29 protein-coding genes and 1 tRNA gene are annotated in these 26011 nt (G+C 68.1%); 18 read left to right on the top strand and 12 right to left on the bottom strand.

Going from position 1 to position 26011, the window contains the following annotated elements:
- The first annotated feature begins 28 nt into the window (after window positions 1–28).
- The 10 genes from hisB (at window position 29) to ACOZBP_RS10475 (ending at window position 10187) form a co-directional block, all read left to right on the top strand.
- Complete coding sequence (gene hisB / locus ACOZBP_RS10520; RefSeq protein ID WP_422676378.1) at window positions 29–1462, top strand: imidazoleglycerol-phosphate dehydratase HisB; 1434 nt, start codon at window positions 29–31, stop codon at window positions 1460–1462.
- A 166-nt stretch (window positions 1463–1628) separates the two neighbouring features.
- Window positions 1629–2231, top strand: coding sequence for an imidazole glycerol phosphate synthase subunit HisH (gene hisH / locus ACOZBP_RS10515; protein ID WP_422676377.1), 603 nt, complete (start codon window positions 1629–1631; stop codon window positions 2229–2231).
- Window positions 2232–2412: 181 nt separating this feature from the next.
- Complete coding sequence (gene hisA, locus ACOZBP_RS10510; protein WP_422676376.1) at window positions 2413–3147, top strand: 1-(5-phosphoribosyl)-5-[(5-phosphoribosylamino)methylideneamino]imidazole-4-carboxamide isomerase; 735 nt, start codon at window positions 2413–2415, stop codon at window positions 3145–3147.
- On the top strand, window positions 3144–3911 hold the full coding sequence (gene hisF / locus ACOZBP_RS10505) for an imidazole glycerol phosphate synthase subunit HisF (RefSeq protein ID WP_422676375.1): 768 nt from the start codon (window positions 3144–3146) through the stop codon (window positions 3909–3911). Before hisA ends, hisF begins: the two co-directional genes overlap by 4 nt.
- A 166-nt stretch (window positions 3912–4077) precedes the next feature.
- Window positions 4078–4704, top strand: coding sequence for a bifunctional phosphoribosyl-AMP cyclohydrolase/phosphoribosyl-ATP diphosphatase HisIE (gene hisIE / locus ACOZBP_RS10500; protein WP_422676374.1), 627 nt, complete (start codon window positions 4078–4080; stop codon window positions 4702–4704).
- A 49-nt stretch (window positions 4705–4753) separates the two neighbouring features.
- A complete protein-coding gene (zwf, locus tag ACOZBP_RS10495; RefSeq protein ID WP_422676373.1) occupies window positions 4754–6214 on the top strand; it encodes a glucose-6-phosphate dehydrogenase in 1461 nt (486 codons plus the stop codon).
- 31 nt (window positions 6215–6245) lie between these two features.
- A complete protein-coding gene (gene pgl, locus ACOZBP_RS10490) occupies window positions 6246–6953 on the top strand; it encodes a 6-phosphogluconolactonase (RefSeq protein WP_422676372.1) in 708 nt (235 codons plus the stop codon).
- Window positions 6953–8842: a phosphogluconate dehydratase gene (gene edd / locus ACOZBP_RS10485; protein WP_422676371.1), complete on the top strand. Its 1890-nt coding sequence runs from the start codon at window positions 6953–6955 to the stop codon at window positions 8840–8842. Before pgl ends, edd begins: the two co-directional genes overlap by 1 nt.
- 29 nt (window positions 8843–8871) lie before the next feature.
- Window positions 8872–9840 carry a glucokinase gene (gene glk / locus ACOZBP_RS10480; RefSeq protein WP_422676370.1) on the top strand — a complete coding sequence of 323 codons (969 nt, stop codon included), beginning with the start codon at window positions 8872–8874 and terminating at the stop codon, window positions 9838–9840.
- Window positions 9841–9911: 71 nt separating this feature from the next.
- Window positions 9912–10187, top strand: coding sequence for a hypothetical protein (locus ACOZBP_RS10475; protein WP_422676369.1), 276 nt, complete (start codon window positions 9912–9914; stop codon window positions 10185–10187).
- 71 nt (window positions 10188–10258) lie between these two features.
- Here ACOZBP_RS10475 and ACOZBP_RS10470 read toward each other — a convergent pair whose 3' ends face one another.
- The 5 genes from ACOZBP_RS10470 to ACOZBP_RS10450 all read right to left on the bottom strand — a co-directional run bounded on the left by ACOZBP_RS10470 (window position 10259) and on the right by ACOZBP_RS10450 (window position 14952).
- Complete coding sequence (locus tag ACOZBP_RS10470; RefSeq protein WP_422676368.1) at window positions 10259–10642, bottom strand: hypothetical protein; 384 nt, start codon at window positions 10640–10642, stop codon at window positions 10259–10261.
- On the bottom strand, window positions 10639–11934 hold the full coding sequence (gene hmgA, locus ACOZBP_RS10465; RefSeq protein WP_422676367.1) for a homogentisate 1,2-dioxygenase: 1296 nt from the start codon (window positions 11932–11934) through the stop codon (window positions 10639–10641). Before hmgA ends, ACOZBP_RS10470 begins: the two co-directional genes overlap by 4 nt.
- A gap of 102 nt (window positions 11935–12036) precedes the next feature.
- Complete coding sequence (locus tag ACOZBP_RS10460) at window positions 12037–12390, bottom strand: endonuclease domain-containing protein (RefSeq protein ID WP_422676366.1); 354 nt, start codon at window positions 12388–12390, stop codon at window positions 12037–12039.
- Between the two features lie 74 nt (window positions 12391–12464).
- Complete coding sequence (locus ACOZBP_RS10455; RefSeq protein WP_422676365.1) at window positions 12465–13583, bottom strand: acyl-CoA dehydrogenase family protein; 1119 nt, start codon at window positions 13581–13583, stop codon at window positions 12465–12467.
- Window positions 13584–13767: 184 nt separating this feature from the next.
- The gene (locus tag ACOZBP_RS10450) at window positions 13768–14952 is read right to left on the bottom strand and encodes an acyl-CoA dehydrogenase family protein (protein ID WP_422676364.1); all 1185 of its coding nucleotides are present in this window, start codon (window positions 14950–14952) and stop codon (window positions 13768–13770) included.
- A gap of 131 nt (window positions 14953–15083) precedes the next feature.
- Here ACOZBP_RS10450 and ACOZBP_RS10445 point away from each other — a divergent pair, with 131 nt between their 5' ends.
- A complete protein-coding gene (locus tag ACOZBP_RS10445) occupies window positions 15084–15584 on the top strand; it encodes a GNAT family acetyltransferase (protein WP_422676363.1) in 501 nt (166 codons plus the stop codon).
- On the opposite strand, the gene ACOZBP_RS10440 is transcribed toward ACOZBP_RS10445, so the two are convergent.
- A complete protein-coding gene (locus ACOZBP_RS10440; RefSeq protein ID WP_422676362.1) occupies window positions 15494–16381 on the bottom strand; it encodes a 2-hydroxyacid dehydrogenase in 888 nt (295 codons plus the stop codon). The genes ACOZBP_RS10445 and ACOZBP_RS10440 overlap by 91 nt on opposite strands.
- Window positions 16378–16635, bottom strand: a complete 258-nt coding sequence (locus ACOZBP_RS10435) for an Lrp/AsnC ligand binding domain-containing protein (RefSeq protein WP_422676361.1) — start codon at window positions 16633–16635, stop codon at window positions 16378–16380. The genes ACOZBP_RS10440 and ACOZBP_RS10435 overlap by 4 nt, the downstream gene beginning before the upstream one ends.
- Before the next feature lie 48 nt (window positions 16636–16683).
- On the opposite strand from ACOZBP_RS10435, the gene ACOZBP_RS10430 reads away from it, so the two are divergent.
- Complete coding sequence (locus ACOZBP_RS10430) at window positions 16684–17514, top strand: alpha/beta hydrolase (RefSeq protein ID WP_422676360.1); 831 nt, start codon at window positions 16684–16686, stop codon at window positions 17512–17514.
- A gap of 90 nt (window positions 17515–17604) precedes the next feature.
- Complete coding sequence (locus ACOZBP_RS10425) at window positions 17605–18279, top strand: bifunctional 4-hydroxy-2-oxoglutarate aldolase/2-dehydro-3-deoxy-phosphogluconate aldolase (protein WP_422676359.1); 675 nt, start codon at window positions 17605–17607, stop codon at window positions 18277–18279.
- A gap of 267 nt (window positions 18280–18546) precedes the next feature.
- On the opposite strand, the gene ppa is transcribed toward ACOZBP_RS10425, so the two are convergent.
- Window positions 18547–19104, bottom strand: coding sequence for an inorganic diphosphatase (ppa, locus tag ACOZBP_RS10420; protein ID WP_105562476.1), 558 nt, complete (start codon window positions 19102–19104; stop codon window positions 18547–18549).
- A gap of 138 nt (window positions 19105–19242) precedes the next feature.
- Here ppa and ACOZBP_RS10415 point away from each other — a divergent pair, with 138 nt between their 5' ends.
- A complete protein-coding gene (locus tag ACOZBP_RS10415; protein ID WP_422676358.1) occupies window positions 19243–19929 on the top strand; it encodes a DUF599 domain-containing protein in 687 nt (228 codons plus the stop codon).
- A 248-nt stretch (window positions 19930–20177) separates the two neighbouring features.
- On the opposite strand, the gene ACOZBP_RS10410 is transcribed toward ACOZBP_RS10415, so the two are convergent.
- On the bottom strand, window positions 20178–21014 hold the full coding sequence (locus ACOZBP_RS10410) for an N-formylglutamate amidohydrolase (protein WP_422676357.1): 837 nt from the start codon (window positions 21012–21014) through the stop codon (window positions 20178–20180).
- A 128-nt stretch (window positions 21015–21142) separates the two neighbouring features.
- On the opposite strand from ACOZBP_RS10410, the gene cpdR reads away from it, so the two are divergent.
- From cpdR to ACOZBP_RS10390, 4 genes are all read left to right on the top strand, one after another.
- On the top strand, window positions 21143–21499 hold the full coding sequence (gene cpdR, locus ACOZBP_RS10405; RefSeq protein WP_422676356.1) for a cell cycle two-component system response regulator CpdR: 357 nt from the start codon (window positions 21143–21145) through the stop codon (window positions 21497–21499).
- 112 nt (window positions 21500–21611) lie between these two features.
- Window positions 21612–21686, top strand: a tRNA-Val gene (locus ACOZBP_RS10400).
- Between the two features lie 334 nt (window positions 21687–22020).
- Window positions 22021–22776, top strand: coding sequence for a Crp/Fnr family transcriptional regulator (locus ACOZBP_RS10395; RefSeq protein ID WP_422676355.1), 756 nt, complete (start codon window positions 22021–22023; stop codon window positions 22774–22776).
- 25 nt (window positions 22777–22801) lie between these two features.
- Window positions 22802–24169, top strand: a complete 1368-nt coding sequence (locus tag ACOZBP_RS10390) for a transporter (RefSeq protein ID WP_422676354.1) — start codon at window positions 22802–22804, stop codon at window positions 24167–24169.
- Window positions 24170–24208: 39 nt separating this feature from the next.
- Here ACOZBP_RS10390 and ACOZBP_RS10385 read toward each other — a convergent pair whose 3' ends face one another.
- The 3 genes from ACOZBP_RS10385 to ACOZBP_RS10375 are packed head-to-tail and all read right to left on the bottom strand — an operon-like array spanning window position 24209 to window position 25994.
- On the bottom strand, window positions 24209–24877 hold the full coding sequence (locus ACOZBP_RS10385) for a hypothetical protein (RefSeq protein WP_422676353.1): 669 nt from the start codon (window positions 24875–24877) through the stop codon (window positions 24209–24211).
- Window positions 24878–24882: 5 nt separating this feature from the next.
- Window positions 24883–25617 carry a C39 family peptidase gene (locus tag ACOZBP_RS10380; protein WP_422676352.1) on the bottom strand — a complete coding sequence of 245 codons (735 nt, stop codon included), beginning with the start codon at window positions 25615–25617 and terminating at the stop codon, window positions 24883–24885.
- On the bottom strand, window positions 25614–25994 hold the full coding sequence (locus ACOZBP_RS10375) for a hypothetical protein (RefSeq protein WP_422676351.1): 381 nt from the start codon (window positions 25992–25994) through the stop codon (window positions 25614–25616). The genes ACOZBP_RS10380 and ACOZBP_RS10375 overlap by 4 nt, the downstream gene beginning before the upstream one ends.
- Window positions 25995–26011 lie beyond the last annotated feature (17 nt).

The raw sequence follows: 26011 nt of genomic DNA, 5'->3' as shown, positions 1-26011 counted from the left end.
TCCCCCGCTACGCAGGGGAGGATCTCAAGTGACCCTGCCCGCCCCCTATCCCCCGCTGGTGTCCGGCGGCGAAGGTCTGGACCGCTATCCAGCCGAGCCGACCGCGCTCGCCGCGCGGCTGGCCGATCTCTACGGCGTCGCCGCCGATCAGGTGCTGCCGGTGCGCGGGCTGACGCACGGGCTGGAACTGGTCTGGCGTCTGGCCGCCCGCCACGGGCAGAAGGTTCAGGCGCCGGACGCCGAACCCTATCAGGGCCTGGCCGCCCTCTACGCCCGTCCGGTTGAAGGCGCCGAGATCGCCGCCGTCGTCATCCGCGCCCTGGGCTCGCCCGAGGCGGTGGCCGAGATGGCCGAACGCGTCGCCCCGGCCCTGCTGGTCGTGGACGAGGGGCTGGTCGAGTTCGCCGACGCCGCTTCCGCCGCGACGGTGGTGAAGGACCACGCCAACCTGATCGTGCTGCGCAGCCTGTCGCTGGCCTATGGGCTGGCCGGGGCGCGGGTCGGAGCGGCAGTCGGGCAAGAACAGACGCTGGCCCGATTGGCGAGCGTGCTGGAGCCCTACGCCCTGCCCGAGGTCTCGGCGCGGCTGGCGATGCAGGCCCTGGACCCGTCGCGGATGATCGAGACGGCCGAGCGCATCGGCGGCGTGCGCCGCGAGCGGGTCCGCGTCGCCGAGGCCCTGTCGCGGCTGATGCCGCTGGAGGCCGGGGTCGGGCCGGTGATCATCGCGCGGCCCTCTGATCCGGCTGCGGTCATTGCAGACCTGCGCCGCTTCGGTCTTGAAGCCGATACTGCGGGCGAGCGCGTGCGCCTGCCCGTCTCGCTCAAGCCCGAGGTCAACGACCGGCTGCTGGTCGCCCTGGGCGCCGCCCACGCCAAGGTGCGCCGCACCCGCGTCGGACAGGCCGTGCGCGATACGAAGGAGACGCGCATCGTCTGCGCCGTCGATCTGGACAGCGCCGGGCCGGTGACGATCCACACGGGCGTCGGCTTCTTCGACCACATGATCGAACAGGTGGCGGCGCACGGCGGGTTCTCGATCCGCCTGTCGTGCGAGGGCGACCTGCACACCGATCCGCACCACACCATCGAGGACAGCGCCATCGCCCTGGGTCAGGCGCTGAAACAGGCGCTGGGCGAGCGCAAGGGCATCCAGCGCTACGGCTTCGTCCTGCCGATGGACGAGGCCAATGCGGCGGTGTCCATCGACCTGTCGGGGCGGCCCTATCCGGTGTTCGAGGGGACGTTTGCGACCCCCTTTATCGGCGACTACCGCACTGATTTGACGGGCCACGTCATCCGGTCTCTGGCTGAAAATCTGGGCGCGGCCATCCACGTCACGGTCACCGGCGACGACGACCACCACAAGACGGAGGCCGTCTACAAGGCCCTGGGCCGCGCCCTGCGTCAGGCCATCCGCGTCGAGGGCGATGTCGTACCGAGCACCAAGGGGGTGTTGTGATGGGTCACGCACTCTCAATCCTCCCCTGCGGAGCGGGGGAGGGGGACCGCGCAGCGGTGGAGGGGGCGAATCCCACACGCTGCGGCCAGATTTCGCCCCCTCCACCATGCTGCGCATGGTCCCCCTCCCCCGCCGCTACGCGACAGGGGAGGATCGGAACAGGCTCATGAGCAACGTCACCCTGATCGGTTACGGCTCGGGCAATGTGGCCTCGGTGCGGTTCGCGCTGGAGCGGCTGGGCGCGCGGGTGCGGATCACCGCCGATCCCGCTGACCTGGATGAGGCCGAGCGGGTCATCCTGCCCGGCGTCGGGGCTGCGGGCTACGCCATGCAGCGGCTGAACGCGCTCGGTCTGGTCGAGCCTCTACGTCAGTTCAAACGCCCTCTGATGGGCGTCTGCCTGGGCCAGCAACTGCTGTTCGAGACCAGCGCCGAGGATGGGGGCGTCGATCTGCTGGGTCTGATCCCAGGCCGGGTCGAGGCCATCCTTCCCGCGCCTTCGCGCCCTTCGCCGCACATGGGCTGGAGCCGTCTGGCCATCCGTCGCCCCGATCCCCTGCTGGAGGGGGTCAAGGACGGCGACTGGGCCTATTTCGTCCACGGCTTCGTCTGCCCCGACGGACCGGCGACCCTCGCCGCCGCCGACTACGGCGTCGCCATCCCCGCCGTGGTCAACAGCGCCAACCGCTGGGGCTGCCAGTTCCACCCGGAGCGGTCCGCCGCGGCGGGCGCGCGTATCCTGAAGAACTTCCTGGAGATCCCGGCGTGATCCCCTTGCTATCGTCATCCTCCGACGCAGCGAAGCGAAGATCGGGGGACCCAGCGGCGCCGAAGGCGATCTTCACGGCAAACGCAGTGCGTGGGTCTTTCGCCCTAGCGGGCGCCGCTGGGTTCCCCGGTCAGCGCCGCTTCGCGGCTTGCCGGAGAATGACGGCAGAAAGTGCAGCAACATGATCGTCTATCCCGCCATCGACCTGAAGGACGGCGTCTGCGTGCGCCTGATGCACGGGCGGTTCGATCAGGTGACCCGCTATGACGAGGTCCCGGCCGCCCGCCTGGCCGCCTTCGCGACTGAGGGCGCCGACTGGGTCCACGTCGTCGATCTGGACGGCGCCGAGGCCGGGCGCGCCATGCAGCACGGCCTGATCGGCGAGATGGCGGCCTCGGTGGCGGTGAAAATCCAATCCGGCGGCGGAGTGCGGTCCGAGGCTGATGTGGAACGGTTGCTGGAGGCGGGCGTCAGCCGCGTCGTGGTCGGATCGCTGGCCGTGACCCAATCCGACGAGGTCCTGGCCTGGCTGGACCGGTTCGGGGCCGAACGCATCACCTTGGCTCTGGACGTCAAGTATGAGGACGGGGTTCCGGTGCCCGCGCTGAAGGGCTGGACCCAGTCGGCGGGGGTCGATCTGTGGAGCGTGCTGGCGCGCTATCCGTCCGATCTGCTGACCCATGTGCTGATGACCGACGTGGGCCGTGACGGCGCCCTGACCGGGCCCAACCTCGACCTTCTGGGCGAGGCGCTGGCGCGACGGCCGGAGCTGAAGATCCAGGCCTCGGGCGGGGTGGCGTCGCTCGACGACCTGACCGCCGCGCGCGATCTGGGCTGCGACGGAGCCATCGTCGGACGGGCCATCTATGAGGGGCGCTTCACCGTGGCCGAGGCCCTGAAAGTCGTCGCACCATGACCGCGAGACGCATCATCCCCTGCCTCGACGTCAAGGACGGACGGGTGGTCAAGGGCGTGCGGTTCGAGGGGCACGTCGACATGGGCGACGCCGCCGAACTGGCCGCGCGCTATCGCGACGCCGGCGCCGACGAACTGGTCTTCTACGACATCACCGCCAGCCCGGAGGGACGGACGCTGGACTATGGCTGGGTGCAGGACATCGCCCGGCTGCTGGACATCCCCTTCTGCGTCGCCGGCGGCATCCGCACGGTGGAGCAGGCGGCGCGCTGTCTCGACCACGGGGCCGACAAGGTGTCGATCAACTCCCCCGCGCTGGAACGCCCCGAGCTGATCGGCGAGATGGCCCAGCGGCTGGGGCGGCAATGCGTCGTCGTCGGCGTCGACAGCGCCTTTCAGGACGGCGAATGGCGGGTGCACAAATACACCGGCGATCCTAACGCCCGACGCGGCGCGGGCAGGCTGACCATGGACTGGATCGTGGAAGCGCAGACCCTCGGCGCCGGGGAGATCGTGCTGAACTGCATCGATCAGGACGGGGTGCGGCGCGGCTATGACCTCGAACAACTGGCCGAGGCGCGGCGGCGGCTGACCATTCCGCTGGTGGCCTCGGGCGGGGCCGGGGCGGTCGAGCATTTCCGCGACGTGTTTCTGGAGGCCGACGTGTCGGGCGCCCTGGCGGCCAGCGTGTTTCACTCGGGCGCCATCGCGATTCCCGATCTCAAGCATTACCTCGATCAGGTCGGGGTGGAGGTAAGGATATGAACAACCGAAACGCCCTTCTCCCCTCGAGGGAGAAGGTGGCTCGCGCAGCGAGACGGATGAGGGGGCGGCCTGCCTCACACTCAACTTCGACCATCGCGTGCGCTGAACCCTCCCCCTCATCCGAGCGCCTCCGGCGCCCACCTTCTCCCACAAGGGGAGAAGGGTCATGACCCTCGACATCACCCAGATCGACTTCGCCAAGGGGGACGGCCTGATCCCCGCCGTGGTGCAGGACGCCGACACGCTTCAGGTGCTGACCCTGGCCTATATGGACGAGGCGGCGCTGCGCGAGACGCTGGACAGCGGCCAGGCCACCTTCTTTTCACGCTCGCGCGGCGGGCGGTGGCGGAAGGGCGAGACCTCGGGCGATTTCCTCAACGTGGTCTCGGTGACGCCCGACTGCGACGGCGACGCCGTGGTGGTGAAGGTCCGCCCGGTCGGCAACGCCTGCCATCTGAACCGCATCAGCTGCTTCGGCGACGAGGACGCGCCGGGCCTGGGCCGTATCGGCCGTCTGGAGCGCACCATCCACGTTCGCGCCCAGGCCGATCCCAACGACAGCTGGACCGCGCGCCTGATCGCCCAGGGGCCGAAACGGGCGGCGCAAAAGGTTGGCGAAGAGGGCGTGGAGACGGCTCTGGCCGGGGCGGCGGGAGATAATGCGGAACTCGCCAGCGAGGCGGCGGATTTGATCTATCATCTGCTCGTTCTTCTCCATGCCCGTAACATGGTGTTTCAGGACGTATTGGTCGTCTTGGCGAAGCGCGCGGAAGCGGCCAAGACCAATGGCTAAGCCTTAAGGCGACGATCCTGCATGTCGGGACCAGGGAGGAACAAGGCGAATGGCGGCACTGATTCTGTTCGGCGGCGGCGGCGACCTCGCCATGCGGATGTTGCTGCCTTCGCTCTATTTCCTCGACCACGACGGCCTGCTGCCTGACGGATTGAAGATCATCGGCGCCGCCCGCTCCAGCGAGACGGCCGAAGAGTATGTCGCCAAGGTCCACAAGGCGGTGAAGGCGCGCGCCGAGGCCGACGGCGGCTGGGATGAGACCACGTGGTCGCGCATGGCCGCCCGCCTCGACTATCTGGCTGTCGACGCCACCGATCCCGAAAGCCTGAAGGCGCTGAAGGCCAGGGCCGGCGACGGCGAGACGACCTCCTTCCTGGCGGTTTCGCCCTCCCTCTATGGCCGTATCGTCACGGCGATGAAGACGGCGGGTCTGGCCGAAAAGAACTGCCGCATCGTGCTGGAGAAGCCGGTCGGGCGCGATCTGGAGAGCTTCCTCGAAATCGACGACGCCGTGGCCCATGCCTTCGACGAGCGTCAGGTGTTCCGCATCGACCACTACCTGGGCAAGGAGACGGTCCAGAACCTGATCGCCCTGCGCTTCGGCAACACCATCTTCGAGCCGCTGTGGAACAATCTGACGGTCGACCACGTCCAGATCACGGTCGGCGAGACCGTCGGGGTCGGCGACCGCTGGCCCTATTACGACGAGTACGGCGCCCTGCGGGACATGTTGCAGAACCATATGCTGCAACTGCTGTGCCTGGTGGCGATGGAGCCGCCCTCGGACCTGGACCCGGACTCGGTGCGCAACGAGAAGGTCAAGGTCCTGCGCTCCCTGCGTCCCATCACCCCGGAAGAGGCCGAACGCGTCACGGTGCGCGGCCAGTATGTGGCGGGGACCAGCGAAGGAAAGCCGGCCAAGGGCTATGACGAGGAACGGGGCCAGCCCTCCGACACAGAGACCTTCGTCGCCATCCGCGCCGATATCGACAACTGGCGCTGGGCGGGGGTGCCCTTCTTCATGCGGACGGGCAAGCGCCTGCCCGAGAAGCGCACCGAGATCGTCATCCAGTTCAAGCCGGTGCCGCACTCCATCTTCGACCACGGCGACCGCGGCGCGATCGAGGCCAATCGCCTGGTCATCGAGCTGCAGCCCGAGGAAGACATCTCGCTGTCGGTGATGAACAAGAAGCCGGGGCTGGATCAGCGCATGCAACTTCAGCCGATCAGGATGAGCCTGTCCTGGGGGGTGAACGGCAAGGACGCCGCCCCGCCGCGCCGTCGCATCGCCTATGAACGGCTGCTGCTGGACGCCATGAGCGGCGACAGCACCCTGTTCGTGCGCCGCGACGAGGCGGAGCAGGCGTGGAAGTGGGTCGACGAGGTGGCCGACGCCTGGTCGGGCGCCAACTTCAAGCCGCTGGACTATGTGGCCGGAAGCTGGGGACCGGAGGCTGCGGACCTGCTGCTGTCGCGGACCGGGCGGAAGTGGAACACGCACGATGAGTGACAACTATCCGCTCATCCCCGCGGAGGGTTTGATGACCGCGATCCAAGTTTTTCCCACGGCCGCCTCCTGGGCCGAGGCGGCCGCTGCAAGGCTGGTGGAGGCGCTGGCCGCCGGGATCGCCGCCGATGGCCGCGCTGTCCTTGCGGGCGCGGGCGGATCGACCCCTTCGCCCATCTATGCGCGACTGGCCGAGGCCGACCTGGACTGGTCCAAGGTCACGGCGACGCTGGTGGACGAGCGCTATGTGCCGGAAACCTCGCCGGACTCGAATGCAGCCCTGATGAAACGGACCCTGCTGACGGGGCCGGCCTCGGCCGCGCGCTTCCTGCCGCTGTACGCGCCTTCGGTGACGGTGGATCGCGCCGCCGCCGAGGCGTCGAAGGCGCTGGCCGCCGAAGGCGGGCGTCTGGACGCCGTCCTGCTGGGCATGGGCGAGGACGGGCATATCTGTTCGATGTTCCCCGAAAGCCCGACGCTGAAGACCCTGCTGACGCCCGGTCTCAAGCCCGCCGTCTATGGCGTGCCGCAGGGGCGAGACGGCATGGCGCCGCCGCAGGAACGACTGTCGATCAACCTGCCCTATCTGGTCGGCGCGCGGCGCGTGGTGCTGGCCCTGACGGGCAGCGCCAAGCGCGCCGTGTTCGAGCGTGAGGCCCAGGGTGATCCGCGCATCCATCCCATCGCCGCCCTGATCGCGGCGCAGGTTCCCCTTGAAGTGCTTTGGACGGAGGCCGTCTGATGGCTCTGAACCCTGTCGTGGCGGAAGTCACCGCTCGCATCGTCGAACGCTCCAGGGCGACCCGCGCCGACTACCTTCGCCGCATGGACGCCGCCCGTGACAGCGGGACCGGCCGGGCCAAGCTGTCCTGCGCCAACTGGGCCCACGCCTTCGCCGGCCAGACCATCGCCGACAAGCTGACCGCCATGGACGGGTCGAAGCCCAACATCGGCGTGGTCACCGCCTACAACGACATGCTGTCGGCGCATCAGCCGTTCGAGCGTTTCCCCGAGGTGATCCGCAAGGCGGTGCGCGAAGTCGGCGCCACGGCCCAGGTGGCGGGCGGAACCCCGGCCATGTGCGACGGCGTCACCCAAGGCCGCCCCGGCATGGAGCTGTCGCTGTTCAGCCGTGACGTCATCGCCATGTCGACGGGCGTGGCCCTGACCCACGACGCCTTTGACGCCGCCATGATGCTGGGCGTCTGCGACAAGATCGTGCCGGGCCTGTTCATGGGGGCGCTGGCCTTTGGCCACCTGCCGGTCGTGTTCGCGCCTGCGGGTCCGATGCCGTCGGGCATTCCCAACGCCGAGAAGGCCCGCATTCGCGCCGAATACGCGCAAGGAATGGTGGACCGCACCACCCTGCTGGCCAGCGAGATCGGCAGCTATCATTCGCCCGGCACCTGCACCTTCTACGGCACGGCCAACTCCAACCAGATGATGATGGAGCTGGGCGGGCTGCACCTGCCCTCGACCGCCTTCGTCCACCCCGAGACGGGGCTGCGCGACGCCCTGACGTCGGCGGCCGCCAAGCGCACGGTCGAGCTGGCGCGCTCGGGCCAGGGCCGCATGGCCGACGTCATCAGCGAGAAGTCGATCGTCAACATGATCGTGGCCCTGCTGGCCACCGGCGGCTCGACCAACCACGCCATCCATCTGGTCGCCATGGCGCGAGCGGCTGGGGTGCTGATCGACTGGACCGACATGGACCAGCTGTCGTCGGTGACGCCCCTGCTGGCGCGGGTCTATCCCAACGGCTCGGCCGACGTGAACGCCTTCCAGGCGGCGGGCGGCGTGGCCTTCGTGGCGCGCGAGCTGGCGCTGGCCGGCCATATCCACTCGGACGTCACCACCGTCATGGGTCAGGGCATCGAGGCCTATTTCCAGGAGCCCTCGCTGGTGGACGGCGAACTGGTCTGGCGCGACGGGGTCAAGGAGAGTCTGGACCGCGACATCCTGCGTCCCGCCTCCGATCCCTTCGACAAGGAGGGGGGGTTGCGGCTGGTGCAGGGCGATCTGGGCCGGGCGGTGATCAAGGTCTCGGCGGTCAAGCTAGAGCACCGCATCGTCGAGGCCCCCGCCGCCGTGTTCGAGACCCAGGAAGACGCCCTGCAGGCCTTCAAGGACGGCAAGCTGTTCCGCGACGTGGTCGTGGTGCTGCGCTTCCAGGGCCCCAAGGCCAACGGCATGCCGGAGCTGCACTCCCTGTCGCCCGCCCTGTCGGTCATCCAGGACAAGGGCTTCAAGGTCGCCTTCGTCACCGACGGCCGCATGTCGGGCGCCAGCGGCAAGACCCCCGCCGCCATCCACGTCAGCCCAGAGGCCCTGGCCGGAGGACCGCTGGCCCATGTGCGGGACGGCGACATTATTCGTCTGGACGCCGAGGCCGGGATTCTGAGCACCGTGGGCGTGAGCGACCTGACTGCGCGCCCCCTGGCCGTTCGTTCCCCCGCCAACGCTCACGGGGCCTCCTGGGGCTATGGCCGCGAACTGTTCGGCGCCTTCCGTCACGTCGTGACCACGGCGGAAGAAGGCGCGACCGTCTGCTTCGCCGTACCCGTCAGCGGAGGCGGACATACGGATACGCCGCCTCACCCCAATTTCGTCGACCGGACGGTGGACGCCTGATCCGCCCAACCGAGCGCAGGAAACGACCCATGAATGACAAGATCCTTCTCGTCGGCGATGTCGGCGGCACCAACGCCCGCTTCGCCCTGACCCGCATGGTCGACGGCCGCCCGGTGCTGGAGCACCACGAGAGTTTTCCGGCCGAGACCTATCCGACCTTCCTCGGGGGGGTGAAGGCCTTCATCGACGGCTGCGCGGTCAAGCCGACCGGCGGCGTCATCGCCGTGGCCGGTCCCGTGACCGACGGTGAGATCGACCTGACCAACTCGCCCTGGCGCGTGTCCGAGGGCGAGCTTCAGACCCTGGGCCTGGAGCCGATCCGGCTGATCAACGACTTCGAGGCCCTGGCCTGGGGCGCGCCCATCGTGCCGGAGGCCGAGCTGGCCTCGCTGGGCGGACCGGTGGACGGCGATCCGCACGCCACGGTGGCGGTGCTGGGTCCTGGCACCGGGTTCGGCGTCTCGGCCCTGGTGCGCGACGCCCACGGCAGGGAGATGGCCATGCCGTCCGAGGGCGGCCACGCCTGCTTCCCGCCCGGCGACGCGGTCGAGGACGAGATCCTGCGCATCCTGCGCCGCCGCTATGACCGGGTCTCGATCGAGCGCCTGATCTGCGGGCCGGGCCTGTTGAACATGCACCGGGCCCTGGCCGAGATCGACGGACGTGAAACCCATATCGACGACCCGGCGGAGATCACCGAGACGGCGTTGAAAGACCCCGACAGCCCGTGCGGCCACACCCTGGCGCGGTTCTGCGCCATACTGGGCGCGGTGGCCGGCGACATCGCCCTGACGACGGGTGCGCGCGGCGGGGTCTATATCGCCGGCGGCATCGCCCCGCGCATCCTGCCCTTCCTCAAGGCCAGCCCCTTCCGCCAGCGGTTCGAGCGCAAGGGCCGGTTCAAGGAGTATATGGAAGCCATCCCGACCAAGGTGATCCTGCACAAGCAGGCCGCGCTTCTGGGCGCCGCGCGGGTGGCCTTCGCCGAGGCGGGCTGAAAAAAGTCATCACAGCGGCGTGAACCGAATGTGAGGCGCGACGTTCTTCCCGCTCAACAAGGAGGAACACCATGCGTAAACTCGTTCTCGCCGCCGCTTCCATCGTCGCCGTCGCCGGTCTGGCCGCCTGCGGTGAAAGCGCCGCCGACAAGGCTGCCGAACAGCAGGCCGACGCTCTGGAGGCCCAGGCCGCCGCGACCCCGAACGAAGCCCAGGAACAGGCGCTTAACGCCGAAGCCGACCGCATCGAACAGCAGGCCGGCAACGCCGATGGCGGCATGACGACCCAGAACACGCCGAACACCTCGCCGAGCACCACTCCGCCGGCGCCGGCGCCCGCCAACTAAGGCTGGCTAACAGACAAGGCCCCCGTCGCGATCGCGACGGGGGCTTTTTCATGCCTGACGCCTGGCCTGCGTCAATCGATGCAGAGGGTGTTCCCGGCCTTGCCCTTCTCGACCGTGGTGCGGCAACCGAAGCGGTTGCTGTCGGCCTGACAGACACCGGTCGCCGCCGTCCCCGCCGCAATGCCGCTGTTGCCGGCGATCTCGCACTGGCCTTCGCATTGCGAGGCGTCGGTGCAGCGCTTGCCCGCGTCGGCGTATTTGACCACGCACTGCCAGGACTGCATCCGCCCGACCTGCTGCATCTCGCCGCCGCGCGCGGTGCAGGCGCTGGCGCTGACGGACATGGTCGGAGGTTCGGGCGCCTCGGCCGTCGGGACCACCGGCTCAGGCGCGGGCGTCGGCGAACAGGCCGCGAGCGCGAGACCGGCAGCGAGCCACAGGGCTTTCAGTTTCATCCGACATTTCCTTTTTCGAATCCGGTCCAGCAGTCGTCGTAGTCGAGCTGCATCTGCGGCGTCTGCTCGGCCCATGCCGTCGTGCGGATGGGCATCCGCGTCTCGAACATGAAGGCCAGGGTGTTCTCGATCTTGTGCGGTTTCAGCTCGGCGTTCGTGGCCCCGTTCCAGCTGGCCTGGTCCGGGCCGTGGCCGCTCATGCGGTTGTGCAAGGAGGCGCCGCCGGGGGCGAAGCCGCCCGCCTTGGCGTCGTACTCGCCGAAGATCAGCCCCATGAACTCGCTCATGACGTTCCTGTGGAACCAGGGCGGGCGGAAGGTGTCCTCGGCCACCATCCAGCGCGGCGGGAAGATGACGAAGTCGCAGTTGGCCGTGCCGGGCGTGTCCGACGGCGAGGTCAGGACGGTGAAGATCGACGGGTCCGGGTGGTCGAAGCTGACCGTGCCGATGGTGTTGAACCGCGCCGTGTCATAGCGATAGGGGGCGTAGTTGCCGTGCCAGCCGACCACGTCCAGCGGGCTGTGGTCGAAGGTCGTGGCCCACAGCTGGCCGCCGTATTTCTGGACGCACTCGGTCGGGCGATCCACGTCCTCGAACCAGGCGACCGGGGTCTCGAAGTCGCGCGGATTGGCCAGGCCGTTGGAGCCGATGGGGCCAAGGTCGGGCAGGCGGAAGGGCGCGCCGTAGTTCTCGCAGACATAGCCGCGCACAGGCCCATCGACCTCGACGCGGAAGCGCACGCCGCGCGGGATGACGACGACGTGACCGGGCGCGGCCTCGATCACGCCCATCTCGGTGATGAAGCGGTGGCTCCCCTGCTGCGGCACGATCAGCAGCTCGCCGTCGGCGTCGTAGAAGACCCGGTCGGTCATCGAGCGGTTGGCGGCATAGAGGTGGACGCCCACGCCGACACCCGAATCCGCGTCGCCGTTGCCGCCATAGGTGGTCAGGCCCTCGACCCAGTCGGTCGGCGCCTCGGGCAGAGGCAGAGGATCCCAGCGCATCCGGTTGGGGTTGGGCGGGGTCTCGGTGAAGGGGCCGGAACGCACGCGTCCTTGCGCGAAAGGCTGATACGGCCCGTGCTGGGCCGAGGGCCGCAGACGATAGAGCCAACTGCGCAGATTGTGGTCGCGCGGCGCGGTGAAGGCCGCGCCCGACAGCTGCTCGGCATAGAGGCCCAGGGCCGGGCGCTGCGGCGAGTTGCGGCCCACCGGCAGGGCGCCCTCGACGGCCTCGGTGGCGAAATGATTGGCGAAGCCGGTCTGATAGGCGGGCGCGTTGGATCGCGTCATGTGGTTTCTCCCTTGCGGGAGGTTTAGCGGGCCAAGAGCCCACAGTCATCCTTCTCCCCTTGAGGGAGAAGGTGGCTCGCGCAGCGAGACGGATGAGGGGTATCAACGCCGGCGTTGGATGTGTTCGCGTATCGCCTCGAACACGAGGTTCGGATTGCGCAGGATCATGGTGTTGTCGAAACGGAGAACCGTGTAGCCCGCCTCGGCCAGCCAGGCGTCCCGGTTCGCGTCCGCCTCCTCACGAAGACGATGGACGCCGCCGTCAGCCTCGATGACCAGCTTCAGCGCATGACAGGCGAAGTCAGCGACATAGGGGCCGATAGGAACCTGTCGTCGAAACTTGACGCCATGAAGTCGCCGGTCACGCAGCAAGGTCCAGAGCGCGGATTCGGTCGTGGTCATCGCGCCGCGTGATCGGCGGGCGAAGGCGCGGTTGCGGTCGGACGGCTTTTCCATGGCGAGCCTCGGCGCTGACACCCCTCATCCGACCTGCTCCGCAGGCCACCTTCTCCCTCAAGGGGAGAAGGGATTTAGAACCCCTGCGCGCGCGCCAGGCGTTCGGCGTGGAAGCCGGCGTCGCCGAGCAGTTCGTTGAGGACGCGGACGCGCTTCATGAAGAGGCCGACGTCGAACTCGTCGGTCATGCCGACGCCGCCGTGCATCTGCACCGCCTCCTGCACCGCCAGTTCGGCGACGCGGCCGGCCTTGGCCTTGGCGACGCCGGCGGCCTGTTCGGCGTCGGGACGGCCCGAGTCGATGGCTTGCAGGGCGGCAAGCGTCGCGGCCCTGGCCAGCTCCAACTCGGTGAACAGGTGGGCGGCGCGGTGTTGCAGGGCCTGGAACTCGCCGATCAGCTTGCCGAACTGCTTGCGGGTGCGCAGGTAGTCCAGCGTGACCTTGAAGGCCTGATCTCCAGCCCCGACCAGGGAGGCGGCGGCGCAGGCCCGGCCGAGCACAAGCGCGGCGTCCAGCGGCCCCTGCCCCTCGCCCGCCGCGCCGATCACGGCGTCGGCGTCCACGACCACATCGGTCAGGGTGACGCGCGCGGCGTTGTGGGCGTCGACCATGACGGTGCGCTCGACCGCGACGCCGGAGGTCTGCGGGTCGATCAGGAAGAGGGTCAGGCCTTCATCCGTCTGCGCGGCGACGATCAGGGCGTCGGCGATGTGGCCGTCCAGCACGAAGCCCTTGGCGCCGTTCAGCCTGAAGCCGTTGCCGGCGCGTTCGGCGCGGGTCGTGATCTTCGACGGCGCGTGCTTGGGACCTTCATCCACGGCAAGGCTGAGGATGGCCTCGCCCGTCGCGATCCGGCCCAGCCATTCCTTCTGCGCGTCTGAACCCGCCGCCTTCAGCACGGTCGCGGCCAGCACCGAGGAGCCCATGAAGGGCGAGGGCGTCAGGGTGCGGCCCAGGCTCTCCGCGATGACGCCCGCCTCGACGGCGCCGAGGCCGGAGCCGCCGTCTTCTTCGGGAATGAGGACGCCCGCAAAGCCCATCTCGCCGAAGGCCCGCCACAGGTCGCGCGAGACGCCGTCGGGGTCGCGGCTGTCGCGCAGCTGGCGCAGGTGGGCGATGGGGGCGTGCTCGTTCAGGAAGCCGTCGGCGGCGTCCTGAAGCATGGTCTGTTCTTCGGTCAGGATCAGGGGCATCAGAGCAATTCTCCGAAGCCCTCCCCCTCGAGGGGGGAGGGTTGGGTGGGGGTGGAGGCAGGCGCTTTCCGATCAGACATCGGAGGCGCCGCCTCTCGCGTTTCAAAGGTCAGGGCAGCGGGCGCACCCCCATCCCCGACCCTTCCCCCCTCGAGGGGGAAGGGAGAAGAAGGCGCGGTCATCCTTACGCTCCCGGCAGTTGCAGCAGGTGTTTGGCGATGATGTTCAGCTGGATCTCGCTGGTCCCGCCCTCGATGGAGTTGGCCTTGGTGCGCAGCCAGTCGCGGGCGACGGCGCCGTCCCTGGAACGCTCGCCCTCCCATTCCAGCGCGTCCGAGCCGCCCGCCGCCATGGCCAGTTCGTGGCGGCGCTTGTTCAGTTCGGAGCCGTAGTATTTCAGCATGGAGGCGATCGCCGGATGGGCCTGCTTGGCCTTCACCTGATCCCCCACCCGCTCCATCGCCAGACGGAAGGCGGCGGCGTCGATGTCGTAGTCGTTGATGCGGGCGCGCAAGGACGGCTCGTCCAGCCGGCCGGCCTCGTCCACGCCCAGGGTATCGACCGCGACCTGTCCCAGGGGGCGGCCGACCCCGACATCGCCCATGGCGCCGATCATGGTGCGCTCATGCGCCAGCAGAGCCTTGGCCACGTCCCAGCCGCGGTTCAGCGTCCCGATCAGGTTTTCCTTCTCGACGCGCACGTCGTCGAAGAAGGTCTCGCAGAAGGGCGACTTGCCGCTGATCAGCGTGATGGGGCGGGTGCTGACCCCCGGCGTCGCCATGTCGAACAGGACGAAGCTGATGCCCAGATGCTTGGGCGCCTCGGGGTCGGTGCGGACCAGACAGAAGATCCAGTCGGCCTGATCGGCGTAGGAGGTCCAGACCTTCTGGCCGTTGACGATCCAGTGGTCGCCGCGATCCTCGGCCCGCGTCTGGATCGAGGCCAGGTCGGAGCCTGAGCCGGGCTCGGAATAGCCCTGACACCAGCGGATTTCGCCGCGCACGATGGGGGGCAGGAAGCGTTGCTTCTGCTCCTCGGTTCCAAACGCCAGCAGGGCCGGGCCGAGCATCCATATGCCGAAGCTGGCCAGAGGCATCTGGGCCTGGATGCGGCGCATCTCCGACGCCAGCACCTTGGCCTCCTCGCGGGACAGGCCGCCGCCGCCATAGGCGCTGGGCCATTCCGGCGCGGTCCAGCCGCGCGCGGCCATGCGCTCCATCCAGAGCTTGTGCGCCGGGGTCTTGAACACGGCGCTTCGGCCGCCCCAGACATAGTCCTCGTCGCCGTCGCGCGGCCCGCGCACTTCCGGCGGACAGTTGGCCTCCAGCCAGGCGCGCGTTTCGGCGCGGAACGTCTCCAGATCGGTCATCTGCGTGCCCTTGCTGCGTTTCCCTGAGGCCACGCTAACAGCAATCCGTTGCGATTGGCTACGGTCTCCGGCCAAGGTTCTGAACCGCAGCCCCTGTGGCGCGTTTGCGGCCTGCACAGAGGGGCCTTGGCATGATCATTCTCAATCGTCTGGTGTTCGGCGCGGCCAGTCTGCTGCTGCTTCTGCTGGCCCTGGGGCTGGTCTGGCTGGGGCTCGGCGACGCCTGGGAGGCCATTCGCAGCCCCGACCAGTCCGGCGCCGACGCCATCCTGGACGTGCTCGGCTATGTCATCGTCGCCATCGCCGTGTTCGACGTGGCCAAATACCTGTTCGAGGACGAGGTGCGGCGCGGCAGCGAGTGGCGCAGCGCGGCGGAGGCCCGGCGCAGCCTGACCAAGTTCCTGTCCACCATCATCATCGCCGTCTTCCTTGAGGCCCTGGTGGTGGTGTTCAAGACGGCGCGCGAGGACGTGGCCCTGCTGGTGTATCCGACCGCCTTGCTGATCGCCGCCGTTCTGGTGCTGGTCGGGCTGGGCGCCTATCAGCGCTTCTCGGCCACCAGGCCGGCCATGGCGGCGCGGGTCTCGACCGTGGCCGAACCGACGTGGGGCGTCAGGACACAACGCGGATGATCCAGCAGGGCCTGAGGCACGCTGGGTTCATGGGCGAAGACATCGAGGCCGGCGCCGAACAGGCGCTCTTCAGCCAAGGCGGCGATCAGGGCGTCTTCGTCCACCACCCCGCCGCGCGCGATGTTGATCAGGACGCCGTCAGGGCCGAGCGCGGCCAGCACCGGGGCATTGACCAGCTTCTCGGTCGCGGCGCCGCCTGGCGTGGCGATGATCAGCACGTCCACGGCCTCGGCCAGTGATTCTGGGCTGTCGTGATAGGCGTAGGCGACGCCCTCGACCGGGCGACGGCTGTGATAGGCGATGGACCCGCCCAGCGGTTCCAGCCGCCGCGCGATGGCGGCGCCGATGCGGCCCAGGCCGAGGACGCCGTAGCGCCGTCCGCTGGCCCGGCGGGTCAGGGGCGCGCGTTCGCCCGCCGCCCAGCGGCCGCTGCGTAGATGATGCTCCGCCGCCGGCAGGGCGCGCAGGGTGTTCAGCGTCAGGGCCAGGGCCAGATCAGCCACGTCCTCGGTCAGGACGTCGGGGGTGTTGGTCACGACGACGCCGCGCGACCGGGCGTGGGCCACGTCCACCCCGTCATAGCCGACGCCATGGACGGCGATGATCTTCAGGTTCGGCAGGGCGTCAACCAGGTCGGCGGAGGCCGGGCTGCCGCCGAAGACGACATAGGCGGTCGTCGCCTCGGCCTGTTCGGGGCTCGGAGCGCCCTTCAGCGTCTGCAAGTTCAGACCCGAGGCCCGCAGCGGCGTCAGCAGGCTGTCGGGCAGGCCCGGCGCCAGAAGGACCAGCCCGGTCATTTGTTCGACGGCAGGAAGGGCGAGAAGGTGATGACGGTGAAGGTGTCGCGGATGTGCGGGCGGGTCTGCACCTGCTTGGTCACGAAGGTGCCGATGTCGGCGTCCTTGGGCAGCTGGAACTTGGCCAGCAGGTCGTGCTGACCCGAGGTCGAGTAAACTTCCGACACGTTTTCAACGTTGTCGACCAGATCGGCGGCGACATCGTTGGCGTAGCCCAACTCGCATTTGATGAAGACGAAAATGGCGGTCATCATGGTCGGAACCTCCCGTTCAAGCGGAGGTGCATAGCGGATGGAAACGGCATGGGTAAGGCTCCGGCGACAGTGACGGCCCCTCCAGTCGATTACGAGGCGGCTTACAACAACCGAGAACGCGTGCCGGGCCACCCGGCGATCCTGAAACGATGGCGAGAGGATTCGGCCCGCGTCATCGACGCCCGGCGGCCCGAGACCGTCGAATACGGCCCCGGCGAGCGCCAGAGAATGGAGTGGTTCGACGCCGGTTCGGGCGCGCCGACCGCCATCTTCATCCACGGCGGCTATTGGCAGGCGCTGGACCGGGCCTGGTTCGGCTGGGTCGCGCCGGCCCTGCTGGATCACGGGATCAGCGTGGTCATTCCCGGCTACGACCTGGCCCCGGCGGTCAAGGTGGGCGCCATCATCGGCCAGATGCGCCGGGCGACAGAGCTGGTGCGCGACCGCACCGGCAAGCGACCCCTGGTCTTTGGGCACTCGGCCGGCGGGCATATGGCGGCGTGCATGTTGTCCGAGGGCCGGGCGCGAGCGGCTCTGGCCATCTCGGGCGTGTTCGACATCGAGCCGCTGATCCACACCTCGCTGAACCAGGCCCTGGGTCTGGACGCAGTCACGGCGCGGGCGCTATCGCCGATCCACTGGCCCGCGCCCAACGGCGGGGCGCCGGGCGGACGGGCGCTGGACTGCTGGGTCGGCGGGGCCGAGAGCAACGAGTTCATCCGCCAGAGCCGCAGCATGGCGGCCGAATGGGGCGGCAAGGGCGCCGACACCCATGTCGAGGTGCTGGACGGGCTGGATCACTTCACCATGCTGGACCCGCTGGCCGACAAGGACAGCCGCATGGTCAAGCGGCTGGTGACACTGGCGACCGCCGAATAAGGCGCCGCTTACGAGGATTGATCGGCGTTCACTTGACGTGAACACCGACAACAGCCGATCTGCGGGCCTGAAAAGCCTGAAGGAGACCCCATGCGACACGACCGCCTCAGCGTGCTGACCGCCCTCGAAACTCAAGGGGTCGTCCCGGTCTTCTATCACGCCGACCCCGAGGTCTGCGCCGAGGTGATCCGCGCCTGCGCCCGCGGCGGGGCCACGGCGGTCGAGTTCACCAACCGCGGCGACTTCGCCTGGGAGACCTTCACCGCCCTGTCGAAGCAGTTCGCCCAGACCGATCCCGACATCATCATGGGCGTCGGTTCGATCCTGGATGCGCCGACGGCGGCCCTCTACCTGGCGTCCGGCGCGCGCTTCGTCATCAGCCCCTGCCTGGTTCCCGAGGTGGCCCAGGTCTGCAACCGCCGTCAGGTCGCCTATTCGCCCGGCTGCGGCTCGGTGCGCGACATCTCGGAGGCGCAGGCCCTGGGCTGCGAGATCGTCAAGCTGTTCCCGGGCGCCTCGGTCGGCGGGCCGGACTTCGTCAAGGCGGTGCTGGGCCCCATGCCCTGGACCAAGATCATGCCGACCGGCGGCGTCGATCCCGACGAGGCCTCGATCGCCAAATGGTTCGGCTCGGGCATCGTGGCGGCCGGCATGGGCTCCAAGCTGATCACCGACGCGGCGATTCAAGCGAAGGACTGGGCCGGCATCGAGGCCAAGGTGCGCCAGACGGTCGAGGCGATTGCGGCGTTCCGGGCGAAGAAGTAACGCCTCTCCCTCCCCTTCATGGGGAGGGAGGTCGACGCGAAGCGGAGACCGGGTGGGGAGGGCGTGGCGAACCTGGGCGCGGCGGCTGACTTGCCTTGCCGCCCCCACCCGGCTTCGCCCTGCGGGCTCAGCCACCCTCCCCATGAAGGGGAGGGAGAAATCGCGCTCAAGCAGCGAGCCGCCGCGCGGCGAGCGATAGCGCCCTAAAGGAAAAAGGCCCCGCCGGGCGAACCGGCGGGGCCTTCTCTTAATTCAGAACCGAGAGCCTCAGGCGGCTTCGGCGGCGGCCTTGGCCAGCTTGGCCTGGTGGGCGGCCATGCCGGCGGCGATCAGTTCGGCGGCTTCGCCGGCGTCGCCCCAGCCGTTGACCGTGACCGACTTGCCCTTCTCCAGATCCTTGTAGCGGGTGAAGAAGTGCTCGATCTGCTCGATCAGGATGGCGGGCAGCTGACGGTAGCTGGAGACCTCGGTGTAATAGGGGTTCAGCTTGTCGACCGGCACGGCCAGGATCTTCTCGTCGCCGCCGGCTTCATCGACCATCTTCAGCACGCCGATCGGGCGCGAGCGGATGACGCAGCCCGGCACCACCGGGGTCGGGTTCAGCACGATGACGTCGCAGGGATCGCCGTCGTCCGACAGGGTGTGCGGCACAAAGCCGTAGTTGCCCGGATAATACATGGCGGTGTGCAGGAAGCGGTCGACGAACAGGGCGCCGGATTCCTTGTCCATCTCGTATTTCACCGGCAGACCGCCTTGCGGGATCTCGATGATGACGTTGATGTCCCACGGCGCATTCGGGCCGACCGGAATGGCTTCGATGTTCATGTTACGCTCTTTGTTGCAGGTGCGAACGGGGAGTTTGGGGCGCGTGATAAGCTCTGCGTCGCCGAACAGCAAGCTTCAGAGGCGTCCAACGGGCAAACGCACTTGCCCGACAGGCCCGACTGAAGGCATCAACAGGGCATGACCCTGATCGACTGGATCGCGCTCGCCCTCTTCTTCACGGCCTGGCTGGGCTATGGGCCCCTGCTCAAGCTGATTTCGCGACGCAGCGGCTCGCTGAACGACGACATGCTGATCGTCCGAGACAGCTGGATGACGGCCATGACCCATCGCGAGATGCGGCTGATCGACAGTCAACTGATGGGCCATTCGATCAACTCGGCCTCCTTCTTCGCCTCGACCAACCTGCTGCTGATCGCGGCGGTGGCGGGCATTCTTTTCGGCGGCGAGAATGCGCTGCGCGGCTTCGCCGCCGTCGGCGCCGAGGCGGTGCCGGTCAAGATACTCGAAGCCAAGCTGGCCCTGGTCCTGATCTGTCTGGCGCGCGGCTTCCTCGACTTCATCTGGTCGCTGCGCCAGATGAACTACGCCCTGGCCCTGATCGGCGCCGCGCCCGAAATTCATTCCGATACCGACAAGGTCGCCTATGGCCACGCCGTGGCGCGGGTGCTGAACCCGGCGCTCGGCGGCTTCAGCCAGGGGGTGCGCGGCTACTACTTCGCCCTGGCGGCGGCGGCCTGGCTGTTCGGCCCCCTCTGGCTCGCCCTGGGCGTGATTTCAGCCTTCGGGCTGCTGGTCTGGCGTCAGGCCGGATCGCCGGCGGCACAGGCCGTTCGCGCGGCGCGGCGCCTGCTTGAACGCGGCTAGGCCCGACTTTGGTCTTATTGCAGCCGCGAACGATTCGTGCGGCCACACCCCTTCCAGACGCGTAACGGCGAAATGGATTTCCGTAACAGCCTGTGATCGCACACGGATAATCGGCGCTTGAAATTTTGTGCGCTGCAACCTAACTTGTCTATCGACGCCTCCGGGCGTCATGCCCTTCCTGGGCGTTTCCTCCCTATAGACTTTATATGCCGCGCCCTCGGGCGCGGCTTTTTTTTGGTCCGCGGAGCCTAGGCGGCGAAGTCGCTGGCCAGGGCCGCGATCACCTGGTTCAATCCCGACTGAGCGCGCGACCAGCCTGCGGAAGGCGCGCCCGCCGCCTCGTCCCAGTAAAGCCGTCGGCTGAGTTCGATCTGAACCGCCTCGAAGCCGTCTTCAGGCCGCCCCCAGATCTGGGTGGCGTAGCCCCCGGCATAGGGACGGTTCAGGGCCACACGCCATCCCAGGGCCTCGAACAGGGCGCGCAGTCGGCGTGTCAGCCCGGTTGCGCAACTGGTCCCATGCCGGTCGCCCAGCACCACGTCCGGCCCGTTCGGGCCCGTGGCCCGGGACGGCATGGAGTGCCAGTCGATCAGGATGGCGCGACCGTGACGCGCGCGTCTGGCCTGCATCAGTTCGTCGAGGGCGTGATGATAGGGCCTGTGCACGCGTCCGATCCGCCCCTGCGCCTCCTCGAGCGTAAGGCGGCGCGCGTAGAGCGGCGTCCCGTCCCCGGCCAGGCGCGGCAAGACGCCATAGCCCGCCAGGGTTTTAAGGCCCGGCGCAGCCTGTTCGGGACAGTCGGCGATGAGCACCGGGTCCAGGTCGTCCGGCGACCGGTTCAGATCGACATAGGCTCGCCCGACAAGGCCCACGATCAGCACCGCGGCTGAAGACCCGCTCGCCGCCAGCAGCCGATCCATCGCCGCATCCTCGGCGCTGCGCCGCGAGGCTTCCGACAGATCTGCAGCCGCCCCCATGTCCTGGGGATAGATGACGCCGGAATGAGGAGAGGCGAACACCAGCGGCGTCGCCCCCCCGGCCGGGGGCGTGATGCTGAAGGGCGCGTCGGTGGGCTCAGGACTCATGGCTTGGCCATAGACTGATTTATCCCCGACTTCGCCCCTCTACGCGCTCGCCCCCGGGCTGATTTTCACTACGGGTTTACCGATCGGCGCCTAGGCTTCGCGCCTGTACTCAAGGACCTGATCCCCACATGGCGCGAATTCTGCTGGCCGAAGACGACGGCTCGCTTCGAGGCTTCCTGACCCGCGCGCTGGAACGCGCCGGCCACGCCGTGGTGGATTGCGAGAATGGCGACGACGCCATCGACGCCCTGGAACAGGGTCCATACGACCTGCTGCTGACCGACATCGTCATGCCGGGCGCCGACGGGATCGAGGTGGCGCGCGTGGCCGCCGTGCGTCAGCCGGGCATTCGCATCATGTTCATCACCGGCTTCGCCGCCGTGGCGCTTTCGGCGGTCCAGGCCACGCCTCAGGCCAAGGTTCTGTCCAAGCCCGTCCACCTGCGCGACCTGGTGAACGAGGTCGAACGGATGATCGCGGCCTAACGGAAAAATCTGAGAAAAGAAGGCGCAAGCCTCTTGCGGCGGCCGCGGACTGCGGGTTATAGACGCCGCCTTGCCGCGCACCGACACATCGGTCGGCGTGAAGCAACCCGGCGGATGCGTAGCTCAGCGGGAGAGCACCTCGTTGACATCGAGGGGGTCACAGGTTCAATCCCTGTCGCGTCCACCATTTCTTCTCCATAAGATTCAGAGAGTCGGCGCTTCAGGCATGAAGTCGCCGCCGCGGCTGCCGACAACGGCTGGCGCATGCTCATCCAGGTTTTCAGCGAGACGGCAGGCAGGCGGGGCGGCGGCCGCTCCGACCGTGGCTGAATGGTGCATCAAGCCCCTCGCCTTCTGCGCCAGGGCGCAGATGATACAGAAATAAATGTTTCCTCAAGCTAGATGGAACACCGGCGTTCTCTGACCGTTTGCCGCAGCGGAGGAGCGCCGGATATGCCTTGGGCGAGGGAGGGGCGTCGTATGGCTGGAGGGCCGACGTCGCGCCAGAATGCGGGCAGAGAATGACGTCGCGCACGCTCAACGTGCGACGCAGCCTCTCCGTGCCAGCGGACACGGCGGCGCTGCGCATTCTCAACACCGTCGCCCGTCTGTCGGAAGAAGAGCGCGCCCTGGTCCGTCGACTTTGCGTCTTCCAGGAGGTCATAGCCGCAGGCGAGGCCTTCACCTCGGAAGGTCGCGCCGTGACGCCGCGCCTTATCCTCAGCGGATGGGCCTGTCGGCAGCGCACCCTGGCTGACGGACAGCGACAGATTTTCGGCTTCCTGCTTCCCGGCGACGGCCTGGGGCTGGCGGCGGAACCTCGTCCTCTGGATGAGACCACGACAGTGGCCCTGACGCGGGTGGAATGCGTCGACGCGATCATGCTGCGCGAAATTCTCAGCCTGCAGGACCCCCGCCACGACCGCCTGCGCCGCGCGCTGGTCGCCGCCCGTCGCTATGAGGACATCTGCCTGCTCAACCATGTGGTGCGGCTGGGACGTCAGTCCGCCATGGCCCGCATCGGCCACCTGCTGCTGGAACTGCGCGACCGGCTGCAAAGGGCCGGGCTGTGCAGCGTTGATCGTATGCACCTGCCGCTGACGCAGGAGGCGCTGGCGGACGCGCTCGGCCTCAGCCTGGTCCACGTCAGCCGCACGCTCAGCCAGATGAAGCGCAATCGCCTGATCTCGATGCAGAGCGGCTGGCTGACCATTCTGGACGAGTCCTATCTGCGGTCGGTCTGTGACTACGGCGCCGACTATCCGGTCCTTCACTGATCACACGTAGAAGAGAGAGCGCGTCATGACCCAGCATCGTCCTTCGCCTCGGCAGCGCGACTGGCGCGGCTCTCGTCGAAAAGAAGGACGATCCGGCTTGCTGCTGGCCTCGGTCGCGGTCGCGGCCCTGATCGCCCCGGGCGCCGCCCTGGCCCAGGACGCGGATCTGGCCGCACGGGTGGCCCGGCTCGAAGCCCTGGTTCTGGATCAGCAGAAGCGCATCGAGGCCCAGGACGCCCTGCTGGCCGAGCGCGCGGCCGGCGCCGCCCAGCCCGTCGGCCTCGCCGCCTCCGACGTGGAGGGCCGCTGGCGCGTGCAGAACGGCGCCGCCCTGTTCGCCGACAGCGACATGAGCGCCCTGCGCGCCGGCCAGACCGCGCCAGGCCAGACCGCAAGTGAAATGACGGCCAACGGCCAACCCCAGCCCACGCCTGCGCCTGCCGGCGCGCCGCCGGTCGAGCCCCCCCTGCTTCAGGCGCGTCGCGAGCAGTTGGCCGCCATACCGGAGGGCGTGGCGGTCCTGACCCGACCGGGACGTCTGACCGTCGACCTGTCCACCGAGTACACCCGGTCGAGCGCCAACCGCCTGGTCTTCCGCGGCATCGAGATCGTGCCTGGGGTCCAGATCGGGGTGATCGAGGCCAATGAGGCGGACCGCGACACCGGCGTGGCCACCATCGCGGCCAAGTATGGCGTGACCTCTCGCATGGAAGTCGAGCTTCGCGCCCCCTATGTGTGGCGCAACGACACCATCACGACCGTCCAGCAGCGCGATGAGGCGGTGACCCGGACCATCGACCTGAGCGGCGACGGCGTCGGCGACGTCGAGGGCGCCATCCGCTACCAGATCAATGGCGGCGAACGTGGCCGTCCAATCTTCATCGCAGCCCTGCGCGCCAAGAGCGATACAGGCGAAGGGCCGTTTGAAATCCCCCGTGATGAATTCGGCGTCGCCAGCCGCCTGGCCACGGGGTCGGGCTTCTGGGGCGTCGAGCCCAGCGTCAGCTTCCTCTACCCCAGCGATCCGGCGGTGATCTACGGCAGCCTCAGCTACTTCGCCCACCTGCCGCGCGACATCAACAAGATGGAGGGCGACGTTCTCATCGGCGAAGTCGATCCCGGCGACGCCATCGGCATGTCGATCGGCTTCGGCTTCTCGCTCAATCCGAAGTTCTCGTTCTCGCTGGGCTACAAGCACAGCTATATCCGCCCCACCACCAGCGAACTGAACGACCTCACCGAAAAGTCCGATTCCCTGCAGGTCGGCGCCCTGCAGTTCGGCCTGTCCTATCTGCTGACCGAGCGATACAGCCTCAACGGCAATTTTGAGTTCGGGGTGACGGAAGATGCGCCGGACATGCGGTTCGTCCTGCGCCTGCCCATCGTTTTCTGACACCGGCTGGACCTCTGCTCCCGGCTGGAGCGGAGGCCGTCAGCGGCCCAGCGAACTGATCAGCGACGTATTGAGATCATAGGTCAGCTGGGAAACCTGCTGCTGGGCGCTGCTGGCGGTCTGCATCGCGGCCAGGTCCGGCAGGTAGAGGTTCAGCTCCATGTCCTGGCGCAGGTTGCGGTCGCTTGCGCTGTTGACGATCAGGTTCTGCAACTGGCCCGTGGTGACGTTGTGGATCAGGGCCGTTGCGCCCTCGCCGCTGACCAGGGCGACGCCGCCGCTCGTGCCGCTGAGGCCCCGCAGGTCGATGCCGCTGTTCAGCAGCGAGGTCATGGCGCTGGCCAGATCGGTCAGGCCGGGCGCATCGCCGCGAATCTGCTCCGTCACGGGGCCCGTAGGGGTCCAGGTCAAACGGGTTTGCAGCGCCAGCTGGTCGTTCACATAGGATCGAATGACCACCCCGAAACCGAAGGTAAAGCCGTTTGCGGTGAGGAATCCTCCGCGAAGACCTGACAACTCCTCGTCGGACAGGGACTGCGCGCCCTGCAGCGCAGCCAAGGGCGCGGCTCCGCCCCCGTAGGACGCCCCCGCCGTCTCCTCGAACATGGGACGCAGCCAGGCGGGCGGCCTGGCGGCCGCTGCTGCGGGCGCCAACGTCGGCGCCAGGACCGTCGCGACAAGCAGGGCGATAAAAGGCGCGCGTCGCATGACCGTCACCTCAGGTAGGGATCGATGGGAAAACGCGTGGTGACTTGATAGAGCGGCGGCAATTCACGCGTCAGTTCGGCCAGCGAGCTGTTGGGCAGGGCCTGTTCCGGCCGGGACCGGTTCCACGGCTTCCATTCCGCCGCGTCGTTGAAATTGTCCGCCGGTTCCCGCAGCACGAAGGCGATGCCGTTCCACATCGAAACGAATTCTTCGCGCGTGTAGATCTTGAGACCCAGGGCGGGGTCGCCGATCAGGACCCGGCCCGCGTCGTCGCCCTTGAAGATCACGAAATGCTTGTAGCCGGCCGTGTCGATCATGACGATCGCCGGCTTGTTCATGCTGGCCAGGTTTTCGAGCGTCAGCCGATAGCCGTCGGCATGATAGCCGTTGGTCTCCAGGAAGTTCTTCATGTCGAGCAGGGAGAAGCCCACGCGGCGGATGGTGTCCTGATCGCCGGCCGCATACATGGCGCGAAAGATCTGCTCCTCCCCCACTTCGCGGTCGTAGTGATATCGGAGAAGGGTCGCCAGCGCGGCCGAGCCGCAGCTGAAGTCATACCGCTGGCGCACGACTGTGCGGAAGGGAATGTCCCGATAGCTGACCACGCTGACGCGGGCCGGCGCCGGTCCGTTGCTGAGCAGGACGTCGGCGCTTGCCGGGCCGGCGCCCAGGGCGGTCAGGCCCAGAGCCGCCGCCGACAGGCATCCGCCGATAAAGATCCTCGCCTCCCCTTGCGTCACGGGTTGGGACTCGTGGTCACGATATTGATCGTGATGGCGCCCTGAAGATTGTTGTTGTGGCCGGTGTTCATGACGAAGTTGCCGACGCCGTTATAGCCGGCGAAGGCGTTGGCGCCGACGGTGATGCCGCCCGACCCCACCGAGTTGGCTGTGACGCTGTTGCCGCTGTTGGTGGCCTTGAGCAGTTGATCGCTGGCGACGATGACGTTGACGCCCTGGCGTCCGTTCAGATCATGAAGCTCCTCCAGATCGAGCGGCTGGATGGCGGACGACGCCGCCGTCGCTAGCGCCTGGCCGTCAACCGGCGCGGGCGCCGACGACGAAGGCGCCGGATCCGATCCGGCCAGTAAGAGCGCGGCCGTAAATACAATAAGCATGGCTTCCTCCCGAAAAA

The organism is Brevundimonas sp. NPDC058933 (genome assembly GCF_049315965.1).
Lineage (GTDB): Bacteria > Pseudomonadota > Alphaproteobacteria > Caulobacterales > Caulobacteraceae > Brevundimonas.
The sequence above is the reverse complement of the archived record's forward strand: the minus strand, read 5'-3'. Positions and strand labels throughout refer to the sequence as shown.

Coding starts and splice junctions, on each gene's coding strand:
- hisH (WP_422676377.1), top strand. CDS start 1,629: ATGAGCAACGTCACCCTGATCGGTTACGGCTCGGGCAATGTGGCCTCG.
- hisA (WP_422676376.1), top strand. CDS start 2,413: ATGATCGTCTATCCCGCCATCGACCTGAAGGACGGCGTCTGCGTGCGC.
- hisF (WP_422676375.1), top strand. CDS start 3,144: ATGACCGCGAGACGCATCATCCCCTGCCTCGACGTCAAGGACGGACGG.
- hisIE (WP_422676374.1), top strand. CDS start 4,078: ATGACCCTCGACATCACCCAGATCGACTTCGCCAAGGGGGACGGCCTG.
- zwf (WP_422676373.1), top strand. CDS start 4,754: ATGGCGGCACTGATTCTGTTCGGCGGCGGCGGCGACCTCGCCATGCGG.
- pgl (WP_422676372.1), top strand. CDS start 6,246: ATGACCGCGATCCAAGTTTTTCCCACGGCCGCCTCCTGGGCCGAGGCG.
- edd (WP_422676371.1), top strand. CDS start 6,953: ATGGCTCTGAACCCTGTCGTGGCGGAAGTCACCGCTCGCATCGTCGAA.
- glk (WP_422676370.1), top strand. CDS start 8,872: ATGAATGACAAGATCCTTCTCGTCGGCGATGTCGGCGGCACCAACGCC.
- ACOZBP_RS10475 (WP_422676369.1), top strand. CDS start 9,912: ATGCGTAAACTCGTTCTCGCCGCCGCTTCCATCGTCGCCGTCGCCGGT.
- ACOZBP_RS10470 (WP_422676368.1), bottom strand. CDS start 10,642: ATGAAACTGAAAGCCCTGTGGCTCGCTGCCGGTCTCGCGCTCGCGGCC.
- hmgA (WP_422676367.1), bottom strand. CDS start 11,934: ATGACGCGATCCAACGCGCCCGCCTATCAGACCGGCTTCGCCAATCAT.
- ACOZBP_RS10460 (WP_422676366.1), bottom strand. CDS start 12,390: ATGGAAAAGCCGTCCGACCGCAACCGCGCCTTCGCCCGCCGATCACGC.
- ACOZBP_RS10455 (WP_422676365.1), bottom strand. CDS start 13,583: ATGCCCCTGATCCTGACCGAAGAACAGACCATGCTTCAGGACGCCGCC.
- ACOZBP_RS10450 (WP_422676364.1), bottom strand. CDS start 14,952: ATGACCGATCTGGAGACGTTCCGCGCCGAAACGCGCGCCTGGCTGGAG.
- ACOZBP_RS10445 (WP_422676363.1), top strand. CDS start 15,084: ATGATCATTCTCAATCGTCTGGTGTTCGGCGCGGCCAGTCTGCTGCTG.
- ACOZBP_RS10440 (WP_422676362.1), bottom strand. CDS start 16,381: ATGACCGGGCTGGTCCTTCTGGCGCCGGGCCTGCCCGACAGCCTGCTG.
- ACOZBP_RS10435 (WP_422676361.1), bottom strand. CDS start 16,635: ATGATGACCGCCATTTTCGTCTTCATCAAATGCGAGTTGGGCTACGCC.
- ACOZBP_RS10430 (WP_422676360.1), top strand. CDS start 16,684: ATGGGTAAGGCTCCGGCGACAGTGACGGCCCCTCCAGTCGATTACGAG.
- ACOZBP_RS10425 (WP_422676359.1), top strand. CDS start 17,605: ATGCGACACGACCGCCTCAGCGTGCTGACCGCCCTCGAAACTCAAGGG.
- ppa (WP_105562476.1), bottom strand. CDS start 19,104: ATGAACATCGAAGCCATTCCGGTCGGCCCGAATGCGCCGTGGGACATC.
- ACOZBP_RS10415 (WP_422676358.1), top strand. CDS start 19,243: ATGACCCTGATCGACTGGATCGCGCTCGCCCTCTTCTTCACGGCCTGG.
- ACOZBP_RS10410 (WP_422676357.1), bottom strand. CDS start 21,014: ATGAGTCCTGAGCCCACCGACGCGCCCTTCAGCATCACGCCCCCGGCC.
- cpdR (WP_422676356.1), top strand. CDS start 21,143: ATGGCGCGAATTCTGCTGGCCGAAGACGACGGCTCGCTTCGAGGCTTC.
- ACOZBP_RS10395 (WP_422676355.1), top strand. CDS start 22,021: ATGACGTCGCGCACGCTCAACGTGCGACGCAGCCTCTCCGTGCCAGCG.
- ACOZBP_RS10390 (WP_422676354.1), top strand. CDS start 22,802: ATGACCCAGCATCGTCCTTCGCCTCGGCAGCGCGACTGGCGCGGCTCT.
- ACOZBP_RS10385 (WP_422676353.1), bottom strand. CDS start 24,877: ATGCGACGCGCGCCTTTTATCGCCCTGCTTGTCGCGACGGTCCTGGCG.
- ACOZBP_RS10375 (WP_422676351.1), bottom strand. CDS start 25,994: ATGCTTATTGTATTTACGGCCGCGCTCTTACTGGCCGGATCGGATCCG.